The 26253-nt window shown below is 65.3% G+C and carries 28 protein-coding genes and 2 tRNA genes; 11 read left to right on the forward strand and 19 right to left on the reverse strand.

Features of this window, described 5'->3' with window-relative positions:
• Window positions 1-230 precede the first annotated feature (230 nt).
• A complete protein-coding gene (locus M3N53_00005; GenBank protein ID MDP9066716.1) occupies window positions 231-446 on the reverse strand; it encodes a hypothetical protein in 216 nt (71 codons plus the stop codon).
• 212 nt (window positions 447-658) lie between these two features.
• Between M3N53_00005 and M3N53_00010 the strand changes: the two genes are divergently transcribed.
• Window positions 659-1174: a hypothetical protein gene (locus M3N53_00010; protein MDP9066717.1), complete on the forward strand. Its 516-nt coding sequence runs from the start codon at window positions 659-661 to the stop codon at window positions 1172-1174.
• Between the two features lie 40 nt (window positions 1175-1214).
• Window positions 1215-1724 carry a hypothetical protein gene (locus M3N53_00015; GenBank protein ID MDP9066718.1) on the forward strand — a complete coding sequence of 170 codons (510 nt, stop codon included), beginning with the start codon at window positions 1215-1217 and terminating at the stop codon, window positions 1722-1724.
• A 16-nt stretch (window positions 1725-1740) separates the two neighbouring features.
• Here the strand turns inward: M3N53_00015 and M3N53_00020 are convergent, their stop codons facing one another.
• On the reverse strand, window positions 1741-1923 hold the full coding sequence (locus M3N53_00020) for a hypothetical protein (protein MDP9066719.1): 183 nt from the start codon (window positions 1921-1923) through the stop codon (window positions 1741-1743).
• A gap of 115 nt (window positions 1924-2038) precedes the next feature.
• Here M3N53_00020 and M3N53_00025 point away from each other — a divergent pair, with 115 nt between their 5' ends.
• From M3N53_00025 to M3N53_00035, 3 genes are all read left to right on the forward strand, one after another.
• Window positions 2039-2527 (forward strand): DUF6228 family protein, encoded by a 489-nt coding sequence (locus M3N53_00025; GenBank protein ID MDP9066720.1) that lies wholly within the window; start codon window positions 2039-2041, stop codon window positions 2525-2527.
• 439 nt (window positions 2528-2966) lie between these two features.
• On the forward strand, window positions 2967-5258 hold the full coding sequence (locus tag M3N53_00030; GenBank protein MDP9066721.1) for a hypothetical protein: 2292 nt from the start codon (window positions 2967-2969) through the stop codon (window positions 5256-5258).
• Window positions 5259-5634: 376 nt separating this feature from the next.
• Window positions 5635-6813: a calcium-binding protein gene (locus tag M3N53_00035; GenBank protein ID MDP9066722.1), complete on the forward strand. Its 1179-nt coding sequence runs from the start codon at window positions 5635-5637 to the stop codon at window positions 6811-6813.
• Window positions 6814-6895: 82 nt separating this feature from the next.
• On the opposite strand, the gene M3N53_00040 is transcribed toward M3N53_00035, so the two are convergent.
• Window positions 6896-7357: a hypothetical protein gene (locus M3N53_00040; GenBank protein MDP9066723.1), complete on the reverse strand. Its 462-nt coding sequence runs from the start codon at window positions 7355-7357 to the stop codon at window positions 6896-6898.
• A gap of 340 nt (window positions 7358-7697) precedes the next feature.
• Here M3N53_00040 and M3N53_00045 point away from each other — a divergent pair, with 340 nt between their 5' ends.
• Window positions 7698-8306 (forward strand): hypothetical protein, encoded by a 609-nt coding sequence (locus M3N53_00045; GenBank protein ID MDP9066724.1) that lies wholly within the window; start codon window positions 7698-7700, stop codon window positions 8304-8306.
• Window positions 8307-8790: 484 nt separating this feature from the next.
• Here the strand turns inward: M3N53_00045 and M3N53_00050 are convergent, their stop codons facing one another.
• Window positions 8791-9282, reverse strand: a complete 492-nt coding sequence (locus tag M3N53_00050) for a hypothetical protein (protein ID MDP9066725.1) — start codon at window positions 9280-9282, stop codon at window positions 8791-8793.
• Between the two features lie 63 nt (window positions 9283-9345).
• Here M3N53_00050 and M3N53_00055 point away from each other — a divergent pair, with 63 nt between their 5' ends.
• Together M3N53_00055 and M3N53_00060 are read left to right on the forward strand one after the other, a co-directional pair.
• Window positions 9346-10023 (forward strand): hypothetical protein, encoded by a 678-nt coding sequence (locus M3N53_00055; GenBank protein MDP9066726.1) that lies wholly within the window; start codon window positions 9346-9348, stop codon window positions 10021-10023.
• A 158-nt stretch (window positions 10024-10181) separates the two neighbouring features.
• Window positions 10182-10373: a hypothetical protein gene (locus M3N53_00060; protein MDP9066727.1), complete on the forward strand. Its 192-nt coding sequence runs from the start codon at window positions 10182-10184 to the stop codon at window positions 10371-10373.
• Window positions 10374-11003: 630 nt separating this feature from the next.
• Here the strand turns inward: M3N53_00060 and M3N53_00065 are convergent.
• The 4 genes from M3N53_00065 to M3N53_00080 form a co-directional block, all read right to left on the reverse strand.
• Window positions 11004-11342: a hypothetical protein gene (locus M3N53_00065; GenBank protein MDP9066728.1), complete on the reverse strand. Its 339-nt coding sequence runs from the start codon at window positions 11340-11342 to the stop codon at window positions 11004-11006.
• A complete protein-coding gene (locus M3N53_00070; GenBank protein ID MDP9066729.1) occupies window positions 11335-11862 on the reverse strand; it encodes an ImmA/IrrE family metallo-endopeptidase in 528 nt (175 codons plus the stop codon). The genes M3N53_00065 and M3N53_00070 overlap by 8 nt, the downstream gene beginning before the upstream one ends.
• A 155-nt stretch (window positions 11863-12017) precedes the next feature.
• Window positions 12018-12089: transfer RNA gene (locus tag M3N53_00075), tRNA-Val, on the reverse strand.
• Window positions 12090-12268: 179 nt separating this feature from the next.
• Window positions 12269-12340 (reverse strand) — tRNA-Cys (locus M3N53_00080).
• Window positions 12341-12423: 83 nt separating this feature from the next.
• Between M3N53_00080 and M3N53_00085 the strand changes: the two genes are divergently transcribed.
• Window positions 12424-13014, forward strand: a complete 591-nt coding sequence (locus M3N53_00085; protein ID MDP9066730.1) for a biotin transporter BioY — start codon at window positions 12424-12426, stop codon at window positions 13012-13014.
• A 9-nt stretch (window positions 13015-13023) separates the two neighbouring features.
• On the opposite strand, the gene M3N53_00090 is transcribed toward M3N53_00085, so the two are convergent.
• Both M3N53_00090 and M3N53_00095 read right to left on the reverse strand, forming a co-directional pair.
• On the reverse strand, window positions 13024-13464 hold the full coding sequence (locus M3N53_00090) for a DUF6328 family protein (GenBank protein ID MDP9066731.1): 441 nt from the start codon (window positions 13462-13464) through the stop codon (window positions 13024-13026).
• A gap of 9 nt (window positions 13465-13473) precedes the next feature.
• Complete coding sequence (locus tag M3N53_00095; protein ID MDP9066732.1) at window positions 13474-14517, reverse strand: PHP domain-containing protein; 1044 nt, start codon at window positions 14515-14517, stop codon at window positions 13474-13476.
• 18 nt (window positions 14518-14535) lie between these two features.
• On the opposite strand from M3N53_00095, the gene M3N53_00100 reads away from it, so the two are divergent.
• Window positions 14536-15615: an ATP-dependent DNA ligase gene (locus tag M3N53_00100; GenBank protein ID MDP9066733.1), complete on the forward strand. Its 1080-nt coding sequence runs from the start codon at window positions 14536-14538 to the stop codon at window positions 15613-15615.
• A 6-nt stretch (window positions 15616-15621) separates the two neighbouring features.
• On the opposite strand, the gene M3N53_00105 is transcribed toward M3N53_00100, so the two are convergent.
• The 8 genes from M3N53_00105 to M3N53_00140 all read right to left on the reverse strand — a co-directional run bounded on the left by M3N53_00105 (window position 15622) and on the right by M3N53_00140 (window position 21590).
• Window positions 15622-16632: an ATP-dependent DNA ligase gene (locus M3N53_00105; GenBank protein ID MDP9066734.1), complete on the reverse strand. Its 1011-nt coding sequence runs from the start codon at window positions 16630-16632 to the stop codon at window positions 15622-15624.
• A gap of 22 nt (window positions 16633-16654) precedes the next feature.
• A complete protein-coding gene (locus M3N53_00110; GenBank protein ID MDP9066735.1) occupies window positions 16655-17395 on the reverse strand; it encodes a metallophosphoesterase family protein in 741 nt (246 codons plus the stop codon).
• A complete protein-coding gene (locus M3N53_00115; GenBank protein MDP9066736.1) occupies window positions 17388-18005 on the reverse strand; it encodes a nucleotidyltransferase family protein in 618 nt (205 codons plus the stop codon). The genes M3N53_00110 and M3N53_00115 overlap by 8 nt, the downstream gene beginning before the upstream one ends.
• A gap of 6 nt (window positions 18006-18011) precedes the next feature.
• Entirely contained in the window at window positions 18012-18188 is a 177-nt protein-coding gene (locus tag M3N53_00120) for a hypothetical protein (GenBank protein ID MDP9066737.1), read from the reverse strand.
• A 67-nt stretch (window positions 18189-18255) separates the two neighbouring features.
• Entirely contained in the window at window positions 18256-19269 is a 1014-nt protein-coding gene (locus M3N53_00125) for an ATP-binding protein (GenBank protein ID MDP9066738.1), read from the reverse strand.
• Window positions 19266-19943, reverse strand: a complete 678-nt coding sequence (locus tag M3N53_00130) for a response regulator transcription factor (protein ID MDP9066739.1) — start codon at window positions 19941-19943, stop codon at window positions 19266-19268. Before M3N53_00130 ends, M3N53_00125 begins: the two co-directional genes overlap by 4 nt.
• Window positions 19925-20440, reverse strand: a complete 516-nt coding sequence (locus M3N53_00135; GenBank protein MDP9066740.1) for a secondary thiamine-phosphate synthase enzyme YjbQ — start codon at window positions 20438-20440, stop codon at window positions 19925-19927. The genes M3N53_00130 and M3N53_00135 overlap by 19 nt, the downstream gene beginning before the upstream one ends.
• 97 nt (window positions 20441-20537) lie before the next feature.
• A complete protein-coding gene (locus M3N53_00140; GenBank protein ID MDP9066741.1) occupies window positions 20538-21590 on the reverse strand; it encodes a hypothetical protein in 1053 nt (350 codons plus the stop codon).
• 103 nt (window positions 21591-21693) lie between these two features.
• On the opposite strand from M3N53_00140, the gene M3N53_00145 reads away from it, so the two are divergent.
• Window positions 21694-25968 (forward strand): FtsK/SpoIIIE domain-containing protein, encoded by a 4275-nt coding sequence (locus M3N53_00145; protein MDP9066742.1) that lies wholly within the window; start codon window positions 21694-21696, stop codon window positions 25966-25968.
• On the opposite strand, the gene M3N53_00150 is transcribed toward M3N53_00145, so the two are convergent.
• Entirely contained in the window at window positions 25965-26228 is a 264-nt protein-coding gene (locus M3N53_00150) for a WXG100 family type VII secretion target (GenBank protein MDP9066743.1), read from the reverse strand. The two genes, M3N53_00145 and M3N53_00150, sit on opposite strands and share 4 nt — an antisense overlap.
• Between the last annotated feature and the right edge of the window lie 25 nt (window positions 26229-26253).

Below are 26253 nucleotides of genomic sequence, written 5' to 3' on the forward strand. Positions count from 1 at the left end.
TCTTCGCGGTGTCGATCGCCGGGCCAGCGGGAGAGGGTGAGCTAGTCCTCGGCTTGAGCGAGGCTCACGCTTACGAGCAGATGATCCGTCGCCTCCGCGGGGAACTTGAGACGGCCGAGGGCTGGGCACCCAGCTTGGAGAGCTTCACTCAGGTCTAAGAGTGATGACTCAGCGATCGTTCGTGAATCGTCGCCGCTGTGACCCCGCGGCGCCAGTCTCACCCCATCCACCTACCCGAGGCGCGAGACGCCCAGAGCCAGCGCCATGAACCCGAAGATGAGGAGAAGCAAGACCCCGCCGGCCTTGATCAGCCCTCGCGCCGCTCTTCCGGCGACAGGGTCGTGACGAGCATCTTTGTCCAGTAGCCATAGAAGTCCGCCTAGAAGAAGGAGGAACAGGGCGGGTCCTAGCAGGAAGAAGAAGATCCCCGCGTTGCCCATATCCACGCGCTGATCACCCGCCCCGGGTTGTGCTGCAGAGGCGACTGAGTGTAGGTCGCCCCCGACAGGAAAGGCGCTGCGGGTGCGGGCTGAGCAACAGGAGGCGGATCTGAGCGAAAGGACGAAGCTCAAGGTTCGAGTCGTGAGCACCCGGAGTCATCCGCTAGCGGCCTCGAACCGTTCTACGCCGACCGCGGGGGCGGTGTCAGTATCGAGGCATGGCGGCGATCGGAATGATCATGGCCTTCTTCGTAGTGGGCCTCGGGCTGGTGTTGCTTTACGCGCTGGCTCGGTTCGTCTACGAGAAGGTCGGTGATCGGGAGGAGATCGCTCGGCAGTGGAAGAACCCGCGCATCCGTCGCTGGTGGGTTCTGAACGGCATCCTGTTCGCCGTCGCGATCCCGCTACTGATACTGGTTAGAGAAACTGATCTCCTTATCAAGGGTGACCAGAACTCGGGCATCCGCATGGCCGTTTTCCTGGGGTTGTTCGTCACGTTGAGGATGCTCGCGAGAGAATTAGGGATCGATAAGAAGGATCGCCCCGCTGAGCTGCCCCCGACATCCCCCGCGTTCCCAGGACTTCGGAAGAATCTGAGCGCAGTGGGCCGACGAGAAATACAAGCGGAACGGCTGCGGTCGCGAAAGGGCCGCAGTCTGTGGTGGGTATACGTCGGGCTCGGCCTGCTCCTTGTTGCCGCCTTGGTGTCACCGCAGTGTTCTAGTGGCGGATGATTTCGTCGCCGCCGGCCGCCGCACCCGATAGACATCACCGATGGAACCTGACGACAGACGGCTGGTGATCGAGAGCTCGCCGCGCAAGGCGAAGCGGAACCTATTCGTGGTCGGCCTTACCGGAGTGGTTCTGCTTGTCGCCGCGGTCGTGCCGAGCGACCAGGGGTGGGCGATGAGAGCTTTCTCGTTGGTAGGAGCGGCCATCTGCGCCGGCGTGTTCGTCGCCGGCCGAGCCGCTCAGCTGGGGCGGAAGCCTCTACTCGTGGCCGATCGTGACGGTCTGCATCACGAGAAGGTGGGGTTGATCCCGTGGGCGGATATCCAGTCCGTCCGCGTGGAAGCCATAGGACTCCTAGGGCCCGTGCTTCGCATCGAGGTCAACGAGCGGGAGAAGTACATCGCCCGACATCGCAATCCGGTGATGCGAGTCAACATGAGGATCGGCAAAGCGACCGGTCATCCCTTCCTCGCACTGCCGGGGAGCCTGCTGGAGCGCTCGCCCGAGGAGCTCAAGGCGGAACTGGAACGGGTGGCGGGTCGGACCTTCTGAACGTCGCTGGCCCAGATCACTTGGGCGAGGTGCACAACGTGCGGGCGTCTGGGAAGCGCAGCTCCTGCCACGGCCACCAGCACGCGTCTGTGTTCATGACGACGATCCACGCGGTCGCCAGGTAGAGGAACAACACCAGCGCTAGCAACAGGAGGGCCTTGAGGACTCTCGCGGTCTTTGGTCGCCCGTCGATGACCATACTGGTCCCCTACCCACTTCGACCGAGACCGCACGCGAGCGAGCGTTGGAGTTCCTCGTCCTGCTCGCCGGGCGCGGGTACTACGAGAGGAAAAGAGCCGCCGTCACTGGATGAGGTGCGTAAGACTCAATACGTGAACCCCGAAGGATTAACGATCTCCTCGAACGATCGGGCCGGAGAACTGCGGATGGAGTGGCGTGGTCGCGCCACGGCTCTCGTGGCCCTCCGCGGTAGGGACCTGGCAGCGGAAGCTCGCGTCTGGTGGAACGACTATGCGGAGGAGCCCAGCACGTTAGCCCGCTTCTTCACCGATTTAGCTGAGGGTTGGAGAGGCTGGAGCGGCGAGAAGGAATGGCGCGCCCTCGAGCACCCGTTCTCTCTGGTAGCCACCCATGATGGTCTCGGACACATAGCGCTTGACGTGGAGCTGGCCTCAGGCTTCTATCCGGAGGACTGGTGGACCAAGGTACGCCTCTTGCTCGATGCCGGCAGTCTCGACGAGGTCGCTGATCGGGTCAGAAAGTTCGTAGACGCGGCTCCCTCTGACAACCGGCGAGGTGACGCGCCTGCGCAGGCGGCGGCCAAGGGAGACGACAGATCATGAGTGACTGGTTGATCGGCGGCCTGGTAGTGCTCGGCCTCATCGCGTTGTTCGTGTTCGCATGGCGGGCGGAGCCCCGAAGTCCGGGAACCAGGTTCCGGCGCCGCTCGATGCCCTCCGGCACGTCCCTAGTTGCTACGCGCGGGCTTCTCCTGTCAAGGGTCTGCGGGGCTCCGCTCTAGCCGCTCCCCCCTTCGATCCGCTCACGCGCACCTGCGCCCTAGACAGACTCCGGCTGCGCGCAGAGGTGGTTAAGGCGGCATCAGACGAGCTGCCGCGCGCAGCTAGATGAACCACCTGGGGCCGAGGCCACGCTACCCTTGGAGCCCGAACGCGGCGAGGGGGATCGTTGGGGCTGGGCAAGACAGCAGTCGGGTGTGTGCTCATAGCGAGTGCCCTTCTTCCGACACAGCTTTCGCTGGCGAGGACAGCGCCAGAGCGGGTGTTGCCTTCCGGCGACTCCAGGATCGCACCGCTGTTCCAACACGAGCCGGCGACGGCCTGGAACCCGCAGGGCGGGTTGGTCGTGTGGGAGGACGAGCGCTGGCACCGTTTCACGTATGAGATGCCCCAGATCCCGCAGACGTCGGATTCGGCGCGCAACATCTATGCCACCTTCCTGAACAACGATGGGTCTCCGCGTGGACGCCTCTCCTTCCCGATAACGACCCAGCCCGGCGCCGACAGCCAGCCCGACATCGCCGCCTCTGAGCATGGGTTCTACGTGACATGGGTTCACACGGGCAAAGACGGCGACGTACTCAAGGGAACGTTCGTATCGAACACGGGCAGGGTCACCGACGAGCATCACACCTTCTCGACACCCGGGCAGTACCCGCCTGTCGGCAGCGTCGCGTCCGACGGTCAGAACTTCGTTGTCGTCTGGAATGACCGACCGCTCAACGCCACCTCCTCACCGCTTCGTTCACAGTTCGTGGATCCGCAGGGACGGGCGTCGGCTGAACCCAAGGTGATCCCCGCCGACTCGGACCCCGAGGGGGTCCTCGATCCGGAGATCTCCTTCGGCAGGGACAAGTACCTCGTTACCTATAAGGACTACGGCGGGCCGGTCTACGTACTGCTGTCCTTGGACGGGACGCCACGTGGCGACCTCCATCGACTCAGTCCTAACGATCGGAGTGGGACGCCCGATCACGCGTTCATGGATGGCGCCTGGATGGTCATCTGGAGAGAGAGTCACTTCGACAACGGGTATGAGACCGATCCATTGCTCGGGGTACGCGTCGACCCCGATGGACGACAACTAGACGCGGAGCCCACCGTCCTGGTAGCGGATCTTCGGATCACGCCGGTGATGACCGCTGGCGACGGCTGCTTCGTTGTCGCATGGGACGCCTACTCCGAAGGTACGGGCGCGGACGTTCGAGCGATCCGGTTCACCAGCGAGGGCCGGCCGATGGACAGCGAGCCACTCATCATCAGCGAGGCACCAGAGGATCAGGTTGAGCTCGCTCTAGCGACCGGGCCGAGAGGTGTTCACGCGGTGTACAGCAGCAGCGAGCGGCGACGCAGCGGCTCCTATCGATCGGTCCTAGAGACAGACATCTATGGCAGCGGCTTGTCCTGCACGGGCGCGGTCGATACTCCACGACCTCTGTCGTTCACCCCGGTGCCGCACGGCACGGCACAGGTGATCCAGGGTGATGGGCAGAGATTGGTGATCTGGTTCCACCACGAGAACTCTTCCGCCGCTTATCGCTCCACGTGGGGCGAGACACTGATGGCCGGGCGTTTCACCGAGGCCGGAAGACCACTGGATGGGAACGGGTTCCGGTTGGCCTCAACGAACGGGGACATGATCGGCGACGTGGCCGGTGCTTGGAACGGCCGCCGCTACATGGTGACCTGGTTCGAGCGTGCTTCGAGCGATACCGCGTTGGGGCTCGCGAAGGCAACGCCACTGACCTCCAAGGGCACCGTTGTGGCGCCGGGGGGCGAGACGATCCGAAGATATGGGAGCGGACCCGTCGGCGTCACGGGGACGCGGGGCGGCTTCGTCACTGCGTGGCCCCATTCCGAGAACCTCCAGATGGACATCCACGGCCAACGGCTGTCCGACGACGCCGAACCACGCGGGAGGTTCTTCCCGCTCGCATCCACCGGAACGGATGACTATTTCGGCGGCTTTGCCCAGTGGGGACGCCGCCAGATCATGTCCTTCTTCTCGGTTGAACCTCCCGGGTCATACAGCGTCGCAACACCGGAAGTGTCACTCCAGGTCTTCGACGCGAAGGGGCGCAAGGGCAAACGCATCCGGGTTGGGTCCGGCGGGATCACGAATGTTGCGAACATGGCCCCGAAGAAAGTTGTGGTCGCCTGGCTGGTCGGTGGGGGCGACGTGAAAGTCAGGTCTCTACTCCGCGACGGTGAGCTGACGAGGGTCAAGACGCTCCGGCGGGCGTTCGATCGACCCGAGCGCTTCACCCAGGTGGGCGACGAAGCGCTGCCCTTGACCATCACCGCCACCAAGAGGGCAGCCTTCTTGCTGCTGCCCAAGGAGTCCGCTCAGGGAGATATCGATCTCTCATTGATCCGCATCGGCCGTAGGGTCGGCAAGCCGCGGACCGTTACCGCCCATTTCAGCGACGAGTTGTACTACGACGTGTCTCCCGTCCGGAACGGACGCGCCATGGTCACGTACCAGAGAGCGGGCGTAGAACGGAACTACGGAGGCGTCAGTCGAGTGTTCTATCGGGTGCTGTCACCAGACTGACGCTTTCGACAGCTGCACAGGTCGGGGACTACTTTCCATGAACAGGCTGTGCGTAAGGGCCGCATCCGTCATCAGCGCCGCGTTGAACCCGCGGCAGCAGGGGCGGAGTAGCTCTTGCTGTCAAGGGTCTGCGGGCTCCACTCCAGCCGCTACGAGCGTTCGAGTCTGCTGCGCGGCTGCTTGACAGCCCTCCGGTCTTCGCGAAGAGAGGTGGCTATGCCGGCGCAGGTGGAGCCCGCTGCCGCGGTGTTCCGATCTTCGCTTGTGGCCCCCGCTCTTGAGTCGAACGGTCCTCATCACCGCGACATGGCGCGGCGCATCCCGACAGCCGGGGCACGCAGGCATGGTTCTGGATCGGTCGAACGTCTAACTCCATATGACGAGGCTTCTTATGCGCGGTCTCCCGCTGGCCCTGTGGCTCAGTCTGCTCCCGACGGCATCATCCTCCGCGCAGGTCCAGCACTACTGCGGTGGGGTTACCGCGACCCTTGTTGGAACAAGCGGGAACGACTCCATCAGAGGAACCCGTGGCAATGACGTCATCGTCGGCCGCGCGGGCACAGACACGATCCGCGGCCTCGGTGGCGACGATGTGATCTGTGCGGGAGCCGGCGATGACCAAGTCGTCGCCGGGAAAGGACGCGACCGGATCGATCTAGGAGCCGCGTCCTTCGAGGAAGAGGCTCGCGGCGGCGCTGGGCGGGACCACATCGTCGGCTCGTCGGGCTACTCGGAAGTCGGTTCCCATTTGGTGGGCGGAGGCGGCGACGACACGCTCGTCGGCCGCAGCGAGTCCACCAGGACCGACCTCGTCGGCGGAGCTGGTGACGACCTGCTGGATGGTCCGGGATACGCCTGGGCTATCTACAGGCACTCAGCCGCTCCCGTCGATGTCGATCTTGCTGCCGGTGTTGCTCACGGCCAGGGCGACGACGTGCTGGTCGATGTTGACGGTGCTGTTGGATCTCGCGGAGATGACATCCTGCGCGGCGACCGTGGCACCAACTTCCTCTACGGCCTCGGAGGCGACGACATCATCGTTGGCCGAGGCGACGATGACTGGATATACGCCGCGAACGGATCTGACACGGTCCGAGGTGGGCGGGGTGCGGACCGACTCGACGCGGGTTATGACGAAGGTGCTGACCTCGTCGTCGGTGGGCACGGCCGCGACTTGATGGTCGACAGCGCCGGCGACGACAGTTACAGCGGGGGTCCGGGACGTGACACGCTCACGTTCCTCTTCTCGCCCAACCCGGTCTTGATCGATCTCTCCATGGGAACCGCCGCCGGGAACGGGTCCGATCGCCTGCGCTCCATCGACCTGGTAGGCGGTTCGACGTTTGGTGACGAGATCCGCGGGAGCGACCGTGCGGAGCGCGTCTTCGGCGGGGCTGGCAGCGACCTCATCGATGGCCGCGGGGGTGACGACAAAGTGTCAGGTGAGGCTGGCGACGATGCTCTCGATGGGGGGCCCGGCGTCGATGCTGTTAACGGCGGGGACGGCATCGACTCTTGCGCCAACGCGGAATCGAGTCGCAGGTGCGAAGCGTAGAAACGTACGAAGGAGATCCGCTTAGCAGCGGCTGCCGCGGGATCTGAATTGGGGTTCGACCAGCGCAACCGTTCTAGCTCGATCAGAGGGACGACAGCTGGCTCCTGATCCACGAGATGCCATCGGGACCCGCGATCTTCGTATCCCTCTCCCCCAGCCGTTCGTCTAGCTCGTCGCGGGTGCGTGCATGTCCCAGGACCTCGACGGTGGCGGCCGCGAACGCGCTCCCGGACAAGCCGTAGTCCCCGACCCCGTCATGGACGAGCGAAGGCGGGTTGGGGACGCGCAGCGCGTAGACCTCGCCGGTCTGTTCGATCCAGAACACGCTGAACGTGCAGGTCGGATCAGCGGCGTCTCGCCACCCGTCGCCGAGGTCGATCTCTTGCGACTCCCGCCGCAGCGGGTTCTCGGCATAGAACCTGTCGACTGTCATGGAGCCAGGAGGCAGGTCCGCCGGCTCCCGAGGGTGCCGTGTCATCCGGTAGACGTAGAAGGCCATACCGGCCACAAAGGCGCTGATCATGACGAAGGTCAGTGGGTCCATCAGGTGACCTCATCTGCTGGGCTCATGGAGCCTTACAAAGATATGACTCATCTTCCTTCGAGAAGGCAGACGAAGCCGAAGACCCTGCCTCGCCCGGGCTCGTCCTGTCAAGGGTCTGCGGGCTGCGGTCTAGCCGCTCCGCCCTGCGATCGGGTCACGCGGACTGCGCCCTTGACTGCGCGCGGGGCTGCGCGGAGGTGGTGGCTATGGCGGCATCAGAGGGCCCTGCTGCCGCCGCGCATCAACTTTCGTCACGGTCCGGCATCAGGCATCCTGCCGCAAGGGACAATGCACTAAATCTTCTCCCGACGGAGCCGTCGAGGAAAGTGCCGTAGCCTTGGTGGCGGTAGCTGTTGAGTGGGAGGTGATCCAGATGCGGCGTCGCGGGGCCAGGTCCGTCCAGGCGATGCTCGTCCTGGTCATCAGTGTCCTGATGATGGCGTCTACAGGATCCTTGGCCACCGGCGACGAGGTGACCGTTCGCGACAACCTTCGCCGCGACGCGGGCGGGCCCCTCGATCTCGCTGCCGTCTCCCACGGACACCGCGGGGCGCGACTGGTTCACACGTTACGCACCTACGAGCCCTGGAGGGGGCGTTGGTTGCGCGGCAGGACCAACAACATCCAACTGACGTTCGACCGTCAGGATGGAGGTCAGCACAGAGTCGAACGTGTCCTAGCCGTGGACTACTTCGAGGGTGAACTCATCGCCCGCATGCTGAACGTGACGGGCGACCGTATCCGAGTGGTGGGCTACGCCAAGATCGAGCGGCCCCATAGAAGGATCCTCACCTTGGTGTTCCCGCAGCGGCTCCTCAAACGTCGAGAATTCGACGCGTACAGATGGGGTGCCTACGTTTTCTACGCCGGTCCCGGGTGCGAGTCTTACTGCGGCGACGAGATCCCTAGAAGCGGCGCCCCGAGGATCCTGCACGACCTGGCGTCCTAGGTAGCCTCCCGCTCGGTGTCCGGGCCTCCGCTCCAGCGGCTGCGCCCTCCGATCCGCTCACGCGGACTCCGCCCTTGACAGCGCTCCGGGCTCCGCGCAAATGCTGCTATCGCAGGTGGACCCTGCTGCCGCGTGTTCCTGATGGTCGCTTGACCTGTTTGTCCCGCGGGTTCAGGGGGTGGGGCTTCGCCCACTTGGCGGTCTCCGCTATAGGCAGTACATCGAACGTTGCGCGCCTTTCCTGCATGGGATTGACGCTGGTTGATCGCGGTTTTTCCTCCGGGCGTGGGATTTCTGTGGGATTTCGATGAGGTGCGGCCCTCGAGCGGGAGTCGCGGAATCACAAAAGGCCCCCGAACCAGGGCCTTTAGGTGGTGGGGCGTACTGGGATTGAACCAGTGACCTCTTGCGTGTCGATTACTTCCGCATTAGCTATGTGCTAGCCGGACTTCTACGCCTGAACCTCTGAGCTAAAAGACGAAAGTTATGTGCTCGGTTTCGAGAGTCTTCCCGCCAGGTCTTCCAAGAAGGCCCTTGTTCGCTGTGTGTGTCGCCCGCCGAAGCCCTTCGGATCCGCGATGGGTAACGAAATCTCCGTGCCGAATCGACCCGCGGCAGTGGGGAGACGAAGAGTTCCTGTGAAAGCTCGGTCACTCATCTCACGGACATCTTCGTCGCGGCTCCAACCGGAGCGTTCAAGTCGGTACTCAACGACCAGGTCGTGCAGCGGGACCGACGACACCATGAAGGTTTCCACCTCATCGTCCCGATGCGGCCCGGTGAATTCGACGCTGATGATGTTCAGTCGGCTTCCGCGAACCAGCAGAGCCAGTGCCCCTGTGAGGGCCTTTCCGTCCCCAAACAAGGGCTCTACATAAGCCGCATCGACTTCATCAGGGACGAAGCTGATCGCCTCGCTCAGAACCTTCTCTAGGAACGGGTAGCCCGCGGCTGCCGTGAACTCCGACGACTCCATTCGGGTGAGGCTAACCCCAGGTGGAAAACCATCGGAACGGTGAGAGGTGCATGATTGGAGAGAATGACTCAGCGCGACGAAGAGGAGATCCCGCCGCCCTCGCCTGAGTTGCTTCTCGCGCTGCGAGTCATCCCCAAGGTCGGGGACGCTCTCGCGACCTACGTAGTTGAGCGCCACCAGCGACGTTTGGCTAGGGCCGGCGAAGTCATCAGCTCAGCGGCTCAACTCACGGGCAAGGAGCCAGAGCAGTTCGTCCAGGATGTAAGCCAAAACGAACGCTCGCTGGATCTGCTTCATGACGTCATCGAAGCGAGCGCACGGTCACGACTCGAAACCAAGCGGCAGGCGTTAGCGCGTGTGTTAGCGCGTGCACTCGAGGGCGACGATGCCTCCATGGACGATGCCGAGATGCTGCTTGCAACTCTCGCCCATCTCGAGCCCGTACACATCAGAGTGATGGCTGGGATGTTCAGCGTGGTCGGTGGACGACGTCACGCATTTCCGTTGAAGGAAACCTCGATTGCTCATAAGGCGACTCTCGAAGGGTCTGTCGTGGAGGCCGCTCTCCTTCAGTTGCAAGCCTGGGGCGTCGTGTCATCTGAAATGGACCTTCAGCGCGTCCTTGAACGACGCTCCGAGGGCAGGGGTGCCCCATGGGATTACGACCCCAATTTCAGTCTCACCCGACATGGGTTAGCGATAGCCGACCTACTGGAAGAACCCGAACAGGACGAAACTTAGCGTCGTCCAAACTGCCGCTCACCTGCTGGTCTGAAATCCACCGGGAAACTGTCGCAGGCTAGGAGTATCGTCCTCGGCAGGTCTAGCGCGACGGCGCGAAAAGGGGCACTCCACCCCCTGGCCTGCCACTCACAGGAGAACCGGAAAGGAGATCCGGTATGGCAGAGCCGTATCCAGGCGGTGTCTGGGAAGCCCTTCAGCAAGCCGTCGTGCTCGCAGCAACGAAGCCCATCCCCACGGAGGCGGATGGTCCCGTGCTCCGCTGCACCTGTTTGTTCGCGTGCAAGGTCCCCCGGTCTAGCAACGAGATTCCGATCTGGTGTCCCGAGTGCAGGGGCGACTTCAATTGAGTCGGCGACGGCCACGCCGGGTTTCAGCAGCGCCTCTTCATGACGAGATTCGCCGCAGACAGCGCAGCGGCCTTAGCCTCAGCGACCTCGAGGCACAACTTGAAGTTCGACGGCGCTCGGTTGAGCGGCTGCTCGAGATGGCTTCCGTGACAGTGGCCTGCGCCGACAACTGGGCTTGCCGCCTCGGGTCGCACATCGAGGTGCTGTGGCCGGAAGAATTCAGCGAACCCGCTGAAGTCGAGTCATCACCCAGCAAACGAAAGCAACGAACAAGGAAGACCAAACGGATTCAGGTCTGGGTGGACGATGCCCAACGGCAGCGGATGAACACAACTGCCTAAAGCTCGGGAGTCCCTCCTCTGCGGTCTCACCTTCCCGTAGTCCAGGGGCTTCATCTTCCCGCTCGATTGAGAGACTTGAAGAACGCGACTAGCCCGCTGATAGGTAACACGACGAACCAAACAAAGACCGCTAACCACTCGTTGACGTGGTCTGAGATCAGGGTCCCGAGAAAAAAGACAGCAACCATCGTTGCGAGTGCCACTAGCACTGCTTTGACCAGCACGTATACAAAGGCGTGACCAAACCTTGCGACCTTGCGACCGAACGATGGCTGTCTATCTTTGTCACTCATCCCGCGTCCCGGTTCGGAAAGAGATACTGAGTCACAACCAGGACCACGCCGATCACCTCGACAACCGTCGAGACCAACCACACATGCATGACTGACGACGCGACGTTCCAACCCACACCGAAGAACCCGTAAAAGAAGAATCCAAGGTCAGCAACGACGAGCTGCGCGATCATGATTGTCAGGAGCCAGTTGCCGTACTTCTCTTTGAGCTCTAGGTCGGTCTTCGCACTTGCGGCCCGAGTCTGTTCCAGACTCGTCTTCGGGTCAGCCCCGCGCTTGCTGCGGGCTATGGCCTCTACCGCTGAAGGATCAGGCCCCTCAGGATCACTAGACACTTTGGAGGCCGAGGTTCAGAAGGCGGTACTGCATCGCCTCCTGCGACACATCGAACGTTAGGGCCAGGTCGGTCGGCGATTGCGTCTTACGAAGTTCCTCGACCAGCGCCGCCGGCATCAGTAGCGCCGCCGCGAAGGAGTTCGCGTAGATCTCCTCGATGTCCACTCCCTGAGCCGAGAGCACATCTCGCCGGTCTAGGTGTGTGTACTGGTCGTAGTCACTGATGTTGGAATAGACCGTGTCCGACCGGCGCACGAAGTGGCCTATCTCGTGAGCGCAGCTGAAGCGCTTGCGATTGGGACTGTCGATCGCGTTTAAGAGGATCGTCGGGTCCTGACCCGCTTCTTTCACGAGAGCTCCGAAGACATCCTGCCCAAGCTCAGCGTCGTAGACGTCGATGCCGAGACTTCGGGCTATCCGGATGGGATCCACCGGCAGCTTCGGGTTGTCCCCGTGCCAGGGCCATACGTCCCTCAAGAGACGATTCGCAGCTCGCTCGGCCTCTTGCTGTATCGCCATATCCGTTGACCTTACTAGGGGGAGGTTCATCTCAGGGCGAACGATAGCCAGCGGATACGTCAAGTTTCTATGCGCTCACTGAGCTATGTGCAAGCATCTAGAGGGAGATCGGAGAAAGAAAAAACCCCCTGTGACCAGGGGGTTTGGTGTTCTCGTGGGGCGTACTGGGATTGAACCAGTGACCTCTTGCGTGTCGAGCAAGCGCTCTCCCGCTGAGCTAACGCCCCGTTGTTACAGCGGAGTCGGCATCTTATCAACCGCCACAGACAGGCTTTGGGACGTGATTCCCGCTGGGCGGGAAACGTTCCCAAAGACCGCCCTGGCGGCGTCAGCGTGACCCCGTCGCCACGGGGACGCCGAAGACATCGCTGCGGCTGCCACGGTGAAGGTTCGATGGATCGGATCGAGGCGGCGAGCGGAATCGAACCGCTGTACAGGGCTTTGCAGGCCCTTGCCTAAACCACTCGGCCACGCCGCCTGGGGGTTCGCGCAGGATAACGCCGCGGCCCGCGAGGACCTTCCTCATATGCTTCCGCCACACCCACAGGAAAAGGAGAAGAAGTGACAGCTCTAGCCCACGCCGTCACCCACGCACGCACCACCCGATCGACGCTCGTTAGGGATGTGATGCTGGTGGTCGCCGGAAGCTTGGTCATGGCGGCTCTGGCGCAGATCTCGATCAAGCTGCCGTTCACGCCGGTGCCCGTGACCGGCCAGACCCTCGGGGTGTTGCTGGTCGGAGGGTCGCTCGGAGCCGTGCTCGGAGGTGCTTCGATGCTCCTCTACCTCGCCGAAGGAGCGGTCGGGCTCCCGTTCTTCGCGGAAGGGAAGTCCGGGCTCGAGCACCTGGGTTTCGCGACGGCGTCCGCGGGATACCTATGGGGCTTCGTGATCGCGGCGGTCCTGATCGGCTACCTCGCCGAGAAGAGGTGGGACCGCGGTATCGGAAGCGCGATCGGTGCCTTCCTGCTCGGCGAGATCGTGATCTTCACGATCGGCGTCGGCTGGCTGGCGCAGGCTGTGGACGTCTCGGTACTGAAGGCGATGGAGCTCGGGCTCTACCCCTTCGTCGTCGGAGACATCCTCAAGATCCTGCTTGCAGCGGGCGCCTTCCCGCTGATGTGGCGCCTGTTGAAACGTGATCGCGCGTAACTAGAACCTTCAGCTGTCGGAGGCTGCTCTCGTCAGAGGCAGCCCATACCAGAGCCACGCGAGCGTTCCCGCGACCGCTGCCGTTACCCACGGCGTCAGGTTCCCGTAAAGGAAGTCCGTGATGAAGAAGACGACGCAGGCGATTGCGAGCGCCAAGAAGGCTGTGCCCGCGATGGTCATGCGGTTCGACGTGATCAGCATCCGCTCTTTGTCCTTGGCGCGCCACCGCAGCCGGTGGTACGAGGTGGGCGCGATCAAGAACGCGGTCGCAAGCGAAGTGCAGATGAAAGCGGCGAAGTAGACCGCCTTCTGCGTCGACGTCACCTCCGCGAAGCCCTGGCTGAACGGCACCACCAGCAGGAACGCGAACAGCACCTGCACGCCGGGCAATGCCACGCGCAGCTCGTTGAGTAACTCGATCAGCTCTCGGTCTTGTTTGCTCTCGGCCATGGGAGAACCTTAGACGCGCGCCTTCAAAGAATCCGTCCATTCCAGAAGTTCCTCGTACGGCATGAAGTTGATGATCTGGTCGGGATCGATACCGGCTCTCGCGGCCGCGGCGCAACCGATCTCGATGAAGTGCATCTCCGCGGTCGTGTGCGCGTCGGTGCCTATGGAGACCCGGCAGCCCGCTTTCGCGACGAGTTCCAGCAGCTCGACGTTCAGGTCCTGACGATCGGGGAACGAGTTGATCTCCACCGCCTTGTCGAGCTCCGCGGCCTCCTCGAAGACACGCCGCCAGTCCGCAGACAGCCCGAGCCGGAAGTTGTAGATGCGGCAACGAGGATGACCGAGCACGTGAACGTGCGGGTTGCGCAGGTTCGCGAGGTATCGCTCGGTCTGGTCCTCCTTCACTCGCAACCTCGAGTGGAACGAACCCAAGACGAGGTCGAGCTCGTCCAGCGCCTCCGGGTCCATGTCGCCGTCCCCGTCGGGACTGATGTTCATCTCGACCGCCTTCAGGATGCGAAAGCTCGAGCCGCCGCGCTCCATCTCGGAATTGAAGGCATCGACCTCGCGCAGCTGCATCGCGAGGACCTCTTCCGTCATGCCGCCCGCGATCTTCAGTCCCTTGGTGTGGTCGGTGATCGCGACGTACTGGTGGCCGAGCGAGATCGCCTCCAGAGCCATCTCCTTGACGGACACGCGACCGTCGCTGTAGGTGGTGTGCATCTGCAGGTCGCCCCGCAAGTTGGTGCGGAACTCCGGTGCCTCCTCCAGCGTCTCTCTCGCGGACGACAGGCTCATGAAGTCCGCCCGCAGCGCGGGTGGCTCCGGCACCTCTGGAGGATCCTCCAACCAATCCTCGATCTGGCGAGCGACCCACGGCCCGACGCCGGCCAGGAGCTTCAACGAGTTGCCCTCCTCGACCATGTCCGCCGCCTCCTGCGGCCAGCCGTACGCCTTGCGGGAGGCGCGCCGCGCCGCCTTCTCCTTGTTGCCCTCGTGCTCTTCCGAGGCGAGGGCGAGCAGCTCGGCGATCTCCGCATTCGTAAGCGTCATGGCCGCGATGATGTACCCATGACATTGCCGTTCCAGCCGCCGCTGGCGCCGATGCTCGCGAAGCTGAAGGAATCGATGCCGTCCGACGAAGGGTGGCTCTACGAGCCGAAGTGGGACGGCTTCCGCGCCATCGTGTTCCGAGATGCGGGCGAGGTCACGATCATCAGCCGCGACATGAAGCCGCTCAACCGCTACTTCCCCGAGCTGGTCTCGGCTCTGAGCGCGGAGCTCCGCGAGAACTGCGTCATCGACGGGGAGGTCGTGATCCCCGGGAGTTACGGTCTCGACTTCGAGGCGCTGCTGCTGCGGATCCACCCCGCGGAGTCGCGCGTGAAGAAGCTCGCCGCCGAGTCACCCTCGAGCTTCGTCGCGTTCGACCTGCTGGCGCGCGGCAGCCGCGACCTGCGGGACGAGGCGCTCGAGGATCGCCGTAAAGAGCTGGAGGACGCGCTGGGGGGAGCCGTACATCTCCCCCGCGGCACGACCAGCTCCGGACCGGAGTTGGAGACCGCTGTGATCGAGTCGCTCGCCGAGGGGCCCAAGTTGGCGCTTACGCCACAGACCGACGACCGTCGCCTGGCGGAGGTGTGGTTCGAGGTGTTCGAGGGCGCGGGGCTGGACGGCATCATCGCCAAGAAGAACGACCAGCGCTACCTGCCGGGCGAACGAGCGATGGTCAAGCTGAAGCACCAGCGGACCGCGGACTGCGTGATCGGGGGCTACCGGCTCAACAAGACGAAGGACGGCGTCGGGTCTCTGTTGCTGGGCCTCTACGACGACTCTCAGACGCTGCACTACGTGGGACACACCTCGTCTTTCAAGGCGCCGGAGCGACGGGCTCTCCTGCAGGAGCTCGGCGCCCTCGAAGGAGGCACGAGCTTCGGAGGCGGCCGGACGCCCGGAGGGCCGAGCCGGTGGACCGGCGCGCAGGGCGCGTCATGGGTCGCTCTAGAGCCGGCGCTTGTGTGCGAGGTCGCGTACGACCACCTGCAGGGCGATCGCTTCCGCCACGCCACCACGTTCAAGCGCTGGCGCCCCGAGAAGCCACCGCTCGAGTGCACCTTCGAGCAGATCCTTCCCGCCGCCCGACGCCGCTAGGGCCCCTTACGCCTTTCGGCGCTTGGACGGCTGCACCCGCGCCGGCTCGTCCTTCTGCTTGGGGAAGTGCGGAGGCCACGGCGCATCCCCCAGGCCGCCCTCTTCGTCTTTCCGGGCGAGCTGCAACAGAGGGTCCAGCGAGAACGCGACGTCGTCGATCGTGGCGCTCGGGTCGACCGAGGCAAAGCGTTCCGGAACCGTCTCCACGGTGAACGCCTCCGGCTCCAGCTCCGCGATCTCATCCCACGCCACGGGACACGAGACGCGGGCGTCCGCGGTGGGACGGGCCGAGTAGGCAGAGGCGATCGTGCGATCGCGCGCGTTCTGGTTGTAGTCGACGAACACGCCGATCCTCTCTTCCTTCCACCACGCGGTCGTGGCGAGCCCCTGCCCACGTCGCGCGACCTCGCGCGCCAGCGCCAGCGCGGCCCGCCGCACCTCGGTGAAGCTCCAGTTGCGCTCGATGCGGATGTAGACGTGCAGGCCGCGCTTCCCGGACGTCTTCGGGTACCCGACGAGCGCGAAGTCGTCCAGCGTTTCCTTGACCAGTGCCGCGGCCCGCCTCACGTCCGAGTACGGGATGCCCGGCGTGGGATCGAGGTCGACGCGCAGCTCGTCTGGATGATCGACGTCGTCGCGCCGCACCGGCCACGGGTTCAGATCGATGCACCCCATGTTGATCGCCCAGATGAGATGAGCCAGGTCCGCGCCTGCCAGCATGTCGGCCGAGCGGCCGCTCGGGAAGCGCACCAGCACGCTCTGGAGCCACGGCGGCCGGCCTTTGTCGAGCACCCGCTTCTGGTAGAAGGCGTCGTCGGGATGGCCGACCCCGTTCGGCCACCGATACATGACGACGGGCCGGTCGAGACACCCCCGCAAGGCGCCGGGGCCAACGGCGAGGTAGTACTGCACCAGGTCCATCTTCGTGAGACCGGGCTGCGGAAAGAACACCTTGTCGGGGTTCGATATCCGAACCTCTTGACCGTCGGCCTCTACGAACTCGTACTTGGTCGGCACGAGCGACAGCGTAAGACGCTGGTTATCTCCTCAGAGGGACCTCGAAGACCTTGTAAGCCGCTCTGATCACCGGATGTGCCACGTTGTGCACGGGCACACCCCCTGCGGTGTGGCCGGTGTCGGCCCCCGCGTGCGCGTGGCCGTGGAACGCGATGTCGGCTCCGGCCGAGTCGATCGCGTCCTCGAGGAAGTAGCTGCCGAGGAAAGCGAATATCTCCGGCTTCTCGCCGGCGAGCGTGGCCGCGATCGGCGAGTAGTGGAGCAACGCCACGCGCGCGTTGGCCGCGTCGAGCGACCGCAGCTGCTCCCCGAACGCGGTCGCGATAGCTTCACTGTGGCGTACGAACGCCTTCATCTCGGGCTCGCCGAAATCGCTGCCGCAGGCGTCCCGGAACCCACCTCCGAAGCCCTTGGCGCCGGCGATGCCCACGGTGCCGTTGTCGACTTCGACGAGGATGGAGTCCTGTTCCAACACCACGACCCCCCCGTCTTCCAGGTGCTTCGCGACGAGGTCCTGCTGATCGGAGTGGTAGTCGTGGTTGCCGAGTACCGCCACCACCGGTAAGCCGACGTCGGCCACCTCCTCGGCGAACACCTCCGCCTCCGCGGGATCGCCCACGCGCGTGACGTCGCCCGCAACCAGCAAGATGTCGGCGCGCTCGTCGATGCCGATCAGCTCGCGCGAAAGAAGACCTCTCGACTCGCGCCCCAGGTGCACGTCCGCGACGGCAGCGAGCCGAACGGTTCGGGCTGCGTCAGCCATAGATGGAGCGGTATAGCTCTGCGATCGCGTCATCCGGCACGAACAGGTCGCGCGACTGGGCGTAGATGAGCAGGCTGAGAACCCGCTTCGCGCCGTGTCGCGCGCGGCGAACGACGTAGTCCCAGTTCAGGTCCGCCCCCACGATGAGCGTCATCGCATCGTGCCAGTAGTGGGCGGTGTCCTCCTCGTGCGCGACCGCCTTCATCACGAGCAGGTCCTCGGGGCTGATCAACCGGACCTGGTGGCCCTTGTACTCCTTCCTCATCGACCGCTCGAGCATCTCGTCGTCGATGAACAGGTCTCCCTCTGAACGCGTGATGACGTCGACCAAGACGCCTTCCTTCGCCGCCTTGTGCAGCCAGTGCTCGGAGGGGTCCTTCGAGTCGAAACCCGCAGCTTCCAGAGCCTCGATCGCCCGCGCCGCGTCCTCGTGCTTCACCATCAGGTCGAGATCTTGGATCGGCTTCGGGCGGCCATAGATCGCCAGCGGCAAACCGCCGATGAAGAGGTAGGGGATCCCGGCCCCCTCGAGCGCTTGTGTCGTGTCTTCTAGCACCTGCAGGACGGTCGCCTGATCGACGTCGCCCTTCTCCCACTGGTCGGTTGCCATCGGCCGCTACGAGCTCTCGGCGTCGCCGGTTCCCGGCTCCGGAACCCCGTCCCGGAAGGCCTCGTCGTTGTGCTCGTTCAGCGAGGTGTCGGTCGGCTCGTCCACGCTGACGTTGCCCGGGCCTTCGGCGGCCGCCTCGGACGCTTCTTCGGGCTGATCCCCACGTTCGGTCTCTTCTGACATTGCCGTTCCTCCGCGGTCATAGGGGTGGGTACGACCCGGAACCTACATCGCCACCTGCGGCAAACGCTCAGGCGCGCGGCAGGTGGACGATCATCCGGCAGCCGCTGGGAGCGCGGTTCTCCGCGCGGATATCTCCGTCGTGCAGATCGACGATCCAGCGCGCGATCGCGAGACCCAAACCAGAACCACCCTCGGAGGCCGTTCTCGCCGCGTCGGAGCGGTAGAACCGCTCGAAGATACGGCCGGTCTCGTCGTCGGGGATGCCGGGGCCGCGGTCGCTGACCTCGATCCGCACCTGTCCATCCTCAGTGACGGCCCGCACCTCTACGGCCGCGTCGTCGGGGGAATGACGAACCGCGTTGTCCAGCAGGTTCGCCAGCACCTGATGCACCCGCTCGGAGTCTCCTCGCACCCGCAGATCGCTCGGCTCCACCGACACCTCGAGCTCGACGGACCGCAGCTCCGCGTGAGCGGCGTTCAAGGCGGACTCCCGCGCGGCCTGCTCGATCACCGGCTTCAGCTCGAAGGGACGACGCTCCAGCGTCAGCGTCCCAGACTCGAGCTTCGAGAGATCGAGCAATTGCGTCACAAGCCGTCCGAGCCGTTGTACCTGCTCCAGCATGGTCTGCAAGGTCCGCGGATCGGGAGGCTCGACGCCGTCGATGAGGTTCTCCAACACAGCTTGGAGCGCGGTGATCGGCGTGCGGAGCTCGTGCGAGACGTTGGCGATCAGGTCCTTGCGTACCCGGTCCACCTCCGCGAGCTCCCCCGCCATCCTGTTGAAGGTGCGCGCCAACTCACCGACCTCGTCGCGCGAGCTCGCGCTGACACGCGTCGCGTAGTCACCTCGTCCCATCGCTTGCGCGGCACCGACCATCTGACGTAGAGGAGAGGTCATCCCGCGCGCCAGGAACTGCACCATCCCCAAGGCGAGCAACATCGCGACAACCGCCCCCAGCCACAGCGGCACCTGGATCCGCACCGCCGCGATCAACACGAGGACCGTCACCGCGACCGCCGCGACGATCACGACACCGAGCTTCGTCTTGATCGAGGTCAGCCGGTCGAGCGGCCTCCTCAAGAGAGCTCCTTGAACGCGTACCCGACGCCGTGCGACGTGCGGATCAGATCCGACCCCAGCTTGCGTCTCAGCGCGCCCACGTGGGAGTCGACGGTCCGCGCGCTCGCCTCGTCGGGATAGCCCCACACCTCCGCAAGCAAGCGGTCGCGCGAGAAGACGATGCCCGGGCGCGACGCGAGCTTGTAGAGAAGGTCGAACTCGATCGGGGTGAGATGGATAGTGTCGCCATCACGGGTGACGGTGCGGCGGCCCGGATCTATCTCGATGCCGTCGACCTTCACCGGGCCGCCGACGGGCGATGGGGTCCGCTCGACGCGGCGGAGCAAGACCTGGACCCGCGCCACCAGCTCGCGGATGCTGAACGGCTTCGTCATGTAGTCGTCCGCGCCGATGCCGAGCCCCACCAACATGTCGGTCTCGGAATCGCGCGCGGTCAGCATCAACACGGGGACCGGGCGGTCGCGCTGGATCCGCCGGCACACCTCCAAACCGTCGAACCCCGGCAGCATCAGATCCAGCACCACGAGGTCGGGCCGCGTCCGCAGGCATAGGTCGACGCCTGAGGGGCCGTCGGACGCGACCTCTACCTCGAAGCCCTCCTTCCGCAACCGCGCGGCGATGGCCGAGGCGATGGCCGCCTCGTCCTCGACCACCGCTATCGAGTGAGGTCGCATCGCTCCAGTGTAGGAAGAGGCGAGGTCTCGAGCCGCGCGGACCTCCCCATGGTCTGGAACAGGATCGTGCGCTCTTTCGGCTCGTCGAGCTCCAGCAGGAACAGGCGCTGCCACCGACCGAGCAGAGGAACACCGCCGGCAACCGGCACCACCTGTGAGTTGCCGCCGATGATCATCTGGAGGACGTGGGCGCGCCCGTTCGCCCGCTCGTCGTCCACCAGGTTCTGCGTCCGGACGCGGAGGTCGTCGTGCGCGTAATAGATCCGGTCGGGCACGAGCACATCCAACCTCTTCAGGAGGTCTTCCTGGGCGCCGTCCTCCCACTCGTTGATCAGCAAGCCACAAGTCGTGTGGCGACAGAACGCGACGCAGAAACCGTCACCGAGGCCGGAGCCTGAGACCGCTCGCTGCAGCTCGTCGGTGAGATCCACGAAGGCCAGCCGGCGCGGGGCGGTCACGCCAACCGTGATGCTGTTCAGACAGAGCGGTTGTTCCATGTGGCAAAGCTAGAGGCGCGATCCTGCGGGGGCCGCGCGAAATTGTGAAGGTTCTGTTAAGGCGACCTCCGCGACAACCGCCGCGACGCGCGCTGGATCAGCAGCGCCGGAGGGTGTCGGTGCCGTCGCCTCCGCTACAACTGTCGTCGCCCGCTCCTCCATCGAGCACGTCCGCACCGGCGCTGCCCCACAACTTGTCGTCCCCGATCTGACCGTGGAGGCGGTCGTTGCCGTCTCCGCCGCCCAGGACGTCCCGGCCCCTACGCCCCAACAGTTCGTCGGGCCCGTTCCGACCTCGCACGGTGTCGGCGCCCCCCTGACCCGACAGCGCGTTCGCGAGCTCGTCACCCGAGATGGTGTCGGGCCCGGAGCCACCGATCACGTTCTCGACCTCGAGGACAAGGTCCGTCCCGACCGCGGTCTCGACGGAGCCTGCTTGAAGGTCGGCGGTGATCGCTCTTGTCAGGTCGCGGTAGGAGGCGACGTCAGACGCACCTTCGCCACCGTTCAACACATCGTTTCCGCCGCGCCCGTCCATTAAGTCGTTCTCGCCACCCGCCTGGAGCGTGTTGGCGTGACCGTCTCCGTAGATGACGTCGGCGAACGCCGTGGTCGTCACGTCTTCGATCCCGAGGATCGTGTCGCTGCCGTCCCCGGTGCCGGTGGAGTCCGACGGGATGATCGGTGTAACGGTGCCGGCCACGAGGTCGACTCGGACGCCGGCATCCGAGTCCGCGTAGCTAGCGGCGTCGTTGTCGGTCCCCTCTGCACCGGAGGTGTCTTCCTCGCCACCATCCAAGGTGTCGTCGCCCTTGTGCCCCACCAGCTCGTCGTTGCCCTCGAGCCCGCGCAGCGTGTCCGCGTGCGGCCCGCCGAGCAGCCTGTCGTCGCCTGCACCGGCATCGACCTGGTCGTCTCCGGTGCCACCGCAGATGAGGTCGTCATCGCCGCGACCGAAGATCAGGTCATTCCCGCCACGCCCCGCGATGACGTCGCGTCCGCTCGTGCCCTCGAGGGTTTCCCCCTCCGCCGTCCCGATGATCGTCGCCCGGATCCCGCCACATGTGACGGTGCCGGCGCCCGCCGGTGGCGGTGCGTGGACGAGTGAGAGCGACGCGACCCAAACGATCACGAAAAGCCGAAGCGGCATCCCCACGATCCACCTCCTGCCGGCGAGTCCCGCTCGTATCTTGCCGCAGTTGCGCCCCCGTGTGTCAAAGTCCCGGTGGCTGGCGCAGGAGAAGGTGGGGCACGTGGAGCAGACCGAGACCAGGACCACGATCGAGCTGGTCGTTCGATGTCCCGGGGGTGTCGAGCGCAACGTTGCGATCGAGCTGCCGAGAGAGGCGCGCGTGTCGCAGCTGGCCACGGCTCTGGCGCGTCATCTCGGCCTCGACGACGGCGGTCCGCTCTTCCTCCTGAGACAGAGCCGCTGGCTCGAGCCGGACGCCGCCGTCGCCGACGTCCGCCTGGTGCGAGGAGACGTCCTTTCGATCGGCGAGGCGCCGGAGCCGGCACCAGACATCCCGCCGCTAGAGGGGCTCGAGCTGGTCGCTGTAGGTGGGCCGAGCATCGGGTCCCGCTGGAGCCTTACCGGCGATCGTGTCGTCATCGGAAGAAGCCGCGACTGCGACATCACCGTCGATGACCCGGCGATGTCGCGGGTGCATCTGCAGGTCGACCTCGACGGCTCCGCGGTCCGCGTGACCGACCGCGGCTCGACGAACGGGACGTTCATCGAGGGGATCCCCCTCGCGCCGGGGCGTCTCGTCACCGCAGACGACGTCGTGGAGGCAGGCTCGTCGCTGTTGAAGATCCAGCCCGCTTCCACAGGAGCCAGGTCACGAGATGCCGGCGCGGACGGATCCATCCGCTTCAACCGCCCGCCGCGAGTCCGCCCGGCCCCCAGTGGCGAGGCCTTCGTGATCCCGGCGCCCCCCACCGCGGCGGAGCGACCTCGCCTACCGCTAGCCGCCGCCGCAGTCCCCCTGCTGATCGCACTCGTCTTGTGGCGGATGTTCCCGGACAACCCGGCGTTGCTTTTGATCATGGCGCTGTCGCCGGTGCTCGCGGTCGCGTCGTATCTGGAAGACCGCCGCCGCGGCTCGAGGCACCTCGGCAGACAGCAGACGGAATGGCGCGCCCAACTCGATCAGGTCATCAACCGGTTGGAGCAGACTCGCATGGAGGCGGCGCGACGTCTCCAGGCCTCGGCCCCCGGCGCCTCCGACCTCGAAAGACGAGCCGAACACGTCGAATCCTCGCTGTGGGAACGGCGCCCGCAGGACGACGATTTCATGTTGATGCGCGTGGGGTGGGGCGATCGGAGCTGGTCGCCCAACCTGCAACGCGAGGCGGGAGGATCCGAAGCGCTGCGGGAGGAGGTGGAGCAACGCGCCGCTCAGGCGCTGGTGTTGCCCTCGGTCCCGCTCACTGTGTCGCTGCGCTCGCCCACCGTCACCGGGATCTGCGGCGACCGTCCTGCGGTCGATGCGCTGACCCGGTGGTGGTTAGTCCAGATCGCGACACTGCACAGCCCAGAGGACGTCTCGGTCGTGGAGGTGTTCGGCCATGACGAAAGCGCATCGTGGATGTGGTCCCGGTGGTTCCCACACGCCCGCGCACAGGCGGATTCCGCTGCGACCCCGCTAGAACAAGTCGTAAGCGCCATCAACAGTGGGCGAGATCGCCCGAGCTCTCTGGACACTGCAGGCACCACCAACACGGTCGTCGTCATCCGCGGGGACGCGGAGGCGCCTGCGTCTTCGCTGACGAGGCTCCTTCGGGAGGGGCCCGCGGTCGGGATATCGGTCGTCTGGCTCGGCGCGCGTCCCGAAGACCTGCCCGGTGAATGCGCGTCGATCGTCGAGGTCGCCTCTGCCAGCGGTAACGTGATGGTGACTTTCACCGACGGGGCCCAGCAGGAAAGTGGAGCGGCAGAGGGACTCGACGAACCAACTGCGAGACGTGTGGCCCTTGCTCTCGCCCCGGTGCGAGAAGGCCGCGCTGCAAAAAGAGACAGCGCCCTCGCCGAGAGGTTGTCGCTGTTCGATGCCTTGCAGGTCGAGCAGCCCACCGCGGACTGGGTACAGCAGCGCTGGGGGTCGGCGGCGGGAGGTCTACCCGTCACGATCGGGCGGGATCGCGAAGGACCGGTCTCACTTGACCTAGTGGCTGATGGTCCACACGCGCTCGTCGCCGGCACCACCGGGTCCGGCAAGAGCGAGCTTCTCCAGACATGGGTAGCAGCGCTCGCGGCCGCTACTCCACCCGACCGGTTGAACCTCCTCTTGATCGACTACAAGGGCGGCGCCGCTTTCAAAGACCTGCAGCGGATCCCGCACACGGTCGGCATGGTGACCGATCTAGACGCTCACCTCGCGGAGCGTGCTCTGGTGTCCTTGAACGCGGAGCTGAAACGTCGCGAGCGGGTGCTGCGCGACGCGGGCGCGCGTGACGTGGCCGAACTGGAACAAGGAGATGCGGCGAACGCGCCGCCGCGCCTCCTCTTGGTGATCGACGAGTTCGCCACGCTGGTGAAAGAGCTTCCGGCGTTCGTCGACGGCGTCGTCGACCTAGCCCAGAGGGGCCGCAGCCTGGGCATCCATCTGGTTTTGGCCACGCAGCGGCCGGCCGGCGTGATAAGCGATGCCGTTCGTGCGAATACGAACCTGCGCATCTCGCTGAGAGTGGCGGACGAGGCCGAGAGCCACGACGTCGTCGGCGTTCCGGACGCCGCCTTCATCTCGCGCAGGACGCCCGGCCGCGCGTACGTGCGGCGGGGTCATGCAGAGGTCGAGGAGATCCAGACCGCGTTCGGTGGAAGCGCGGCTACCGGGGCAGCCCGCGCCGTGGAGGTGCGTGACCTGTGGGTGGATGAACCGCCCCCCGTCGCGAGCGACGCGCACGAGACGCAGATCCAGAGGGTCGTGGACGCGGTGGTCGCAGCCGGGGAGGCGGCCGGCTTGCGCCGAGCGAGCTCACCGTGGCTCCCGCCCCTTCCGCCGGTCCTCGATCTCGCGGATGTCGCGACGCAGGAGGGCGGTGCGGTGTTCGGGCTCCTCGACGAACCGCATCTCCAGCGACAGCGGCCCGCGGTGATCTCGCTAGAAGAGGACGGCGGCTGCGTGATCTATGGCGCCGCGGGGTCCGGCAAGACCACGCTGCTCCTGACGATCGGAGCCTCCTTCGTATCCGCGCAGGGCGCACCCGGCGTCGTGGTGTATGGCCTCGATTTCGGCGGCGGAGCTCTCCGCGCCCTGAACGAGCTTCCCAACTGCGGCGACGTCGTCAGCGGAGACGACCAGGAAAGGGTCGAGCGGCTGCTCTTCATGATCCGCGCCGAGGTGGAGCACCGCAGACGCCTCTTCGCCCAAACCGGCGTGTCGAATCTGGCCGAGCTCGTGCGCAGTGGCCGCGAGGCGCCTCCTCGGATCCTGGTCATGCTGGACGAGTACGGCGCGTTCGCCGCGGCGTTCGAGACGGTCAACCTCGGGGAGATGATCGACCTGCTCCCGCGGCTCGTGTCGGAGGGCCGCTCGGTCGGCGTGCACTTCGCGATGACGGCGGCTCGCCGCGCTTCGGTCCCGTCTGCCCTTGCCGCTTCGTTCGGAAAGAAGATCGTGCTTCGGATGGGAGACCCAGACGACTACATCGCGCTGGGTCTCGACCGACGCAACCTGCGCGGCCACACATGGGGGCCGGGCCGCGGGTTCATAGACGGGATCGAGTTCCAGGCGGCGACGGTCGGTCCAGATCCCGCGCCCGAGAAAGTCGCTCGCGCTCTCGCCGCACTCGGTGAAGCGGCCCGCGACGTGAACCTTCCACGACCGCCTCGCGTCAGGCTGCTCCCCTCATCGATCTCCATCGGCGAGTTGCCACGCGCCTCGGAACCTTGGACCGCTACGGTCGGGGCCAGAGAGACAGACCTCGCCGAAGCGCACGTGGAGTTGACCGAGGGGCACCTACTCGTCGCGGGTCCTTACCGCAGCGGTCGCTCCACCGCGCTCGCAACCATGACCGCCGGCGTCCGCACCTCGACACCTGAAGTCGCGCTGTGGCTGTTCGCCCCCCGCCGGACACCGCTGGTGGAGCTCGATCTGTGGGCTCGGGTCGCGCGCGGCGGGGATGCATGTCAAGAGGCCGTCGAAGAGCTGGCGATGCAGTTGAACGCGGGCGAGGGAGGCCCCCTGCTCGTGGTGATCGACGACGCGGAGGAGCTAGCCGAGGGCTCAGCCAGCTACGCGTTGGAGCCTGTGGTGAAAAAAGCGCGCGATGCGACCGTTCGGTTCATGGTCGCGGCCGAAGCCCGCTCGCTCCATCGGTTGTTCGGCGGGTGGCTCAGCGAGATCCGGAAGGACAAACGTGGCATCCTGCTCGACCCCGACATCGATCTCGACGGGGACCTATTCGGGACCAGGCTGCCGCGCCGGCAGAAGAGGTCGTTCCCGCCCGGTCGCGGCTACCTCGTGTCCCGCAGCGCCTTGGAGCTAGTTCAGGTAGCCAGGATCGAAGGCAGCGGGAGCTAGGAGCCCGCTTGGATCAAGGCCTCTCGCCTGCGAGCGACCTCGACACCGGCCTCTTGCAAGGCTGCCTGCAACTTGCGCAACGCAGGCTCGAACTCGCCCGCCCACGCCTCGCGGAACCGGTCGGCCGCGGGGCCTTTCCACCAGGTGTTGTTCAGCTCGCCCCGCACGGACGCCGTCAGCTCCTGGACCGACTGCGTCTGGCGGTCGAAGTTCGCCTTCAACGACTGCAGCTGACCAAGCTCTCCACCGATCGTGGACATGGATTCTTTCCCCTTCCGCTCGCCT

It is taken from the genome of Actinomycetota bacterium, from assembly GCA_030776625.1.
GTDB lineage: Bacteria > Actinomycetota > CADDZG01 > CADDZG01 > WHSQ01 > MB1-2.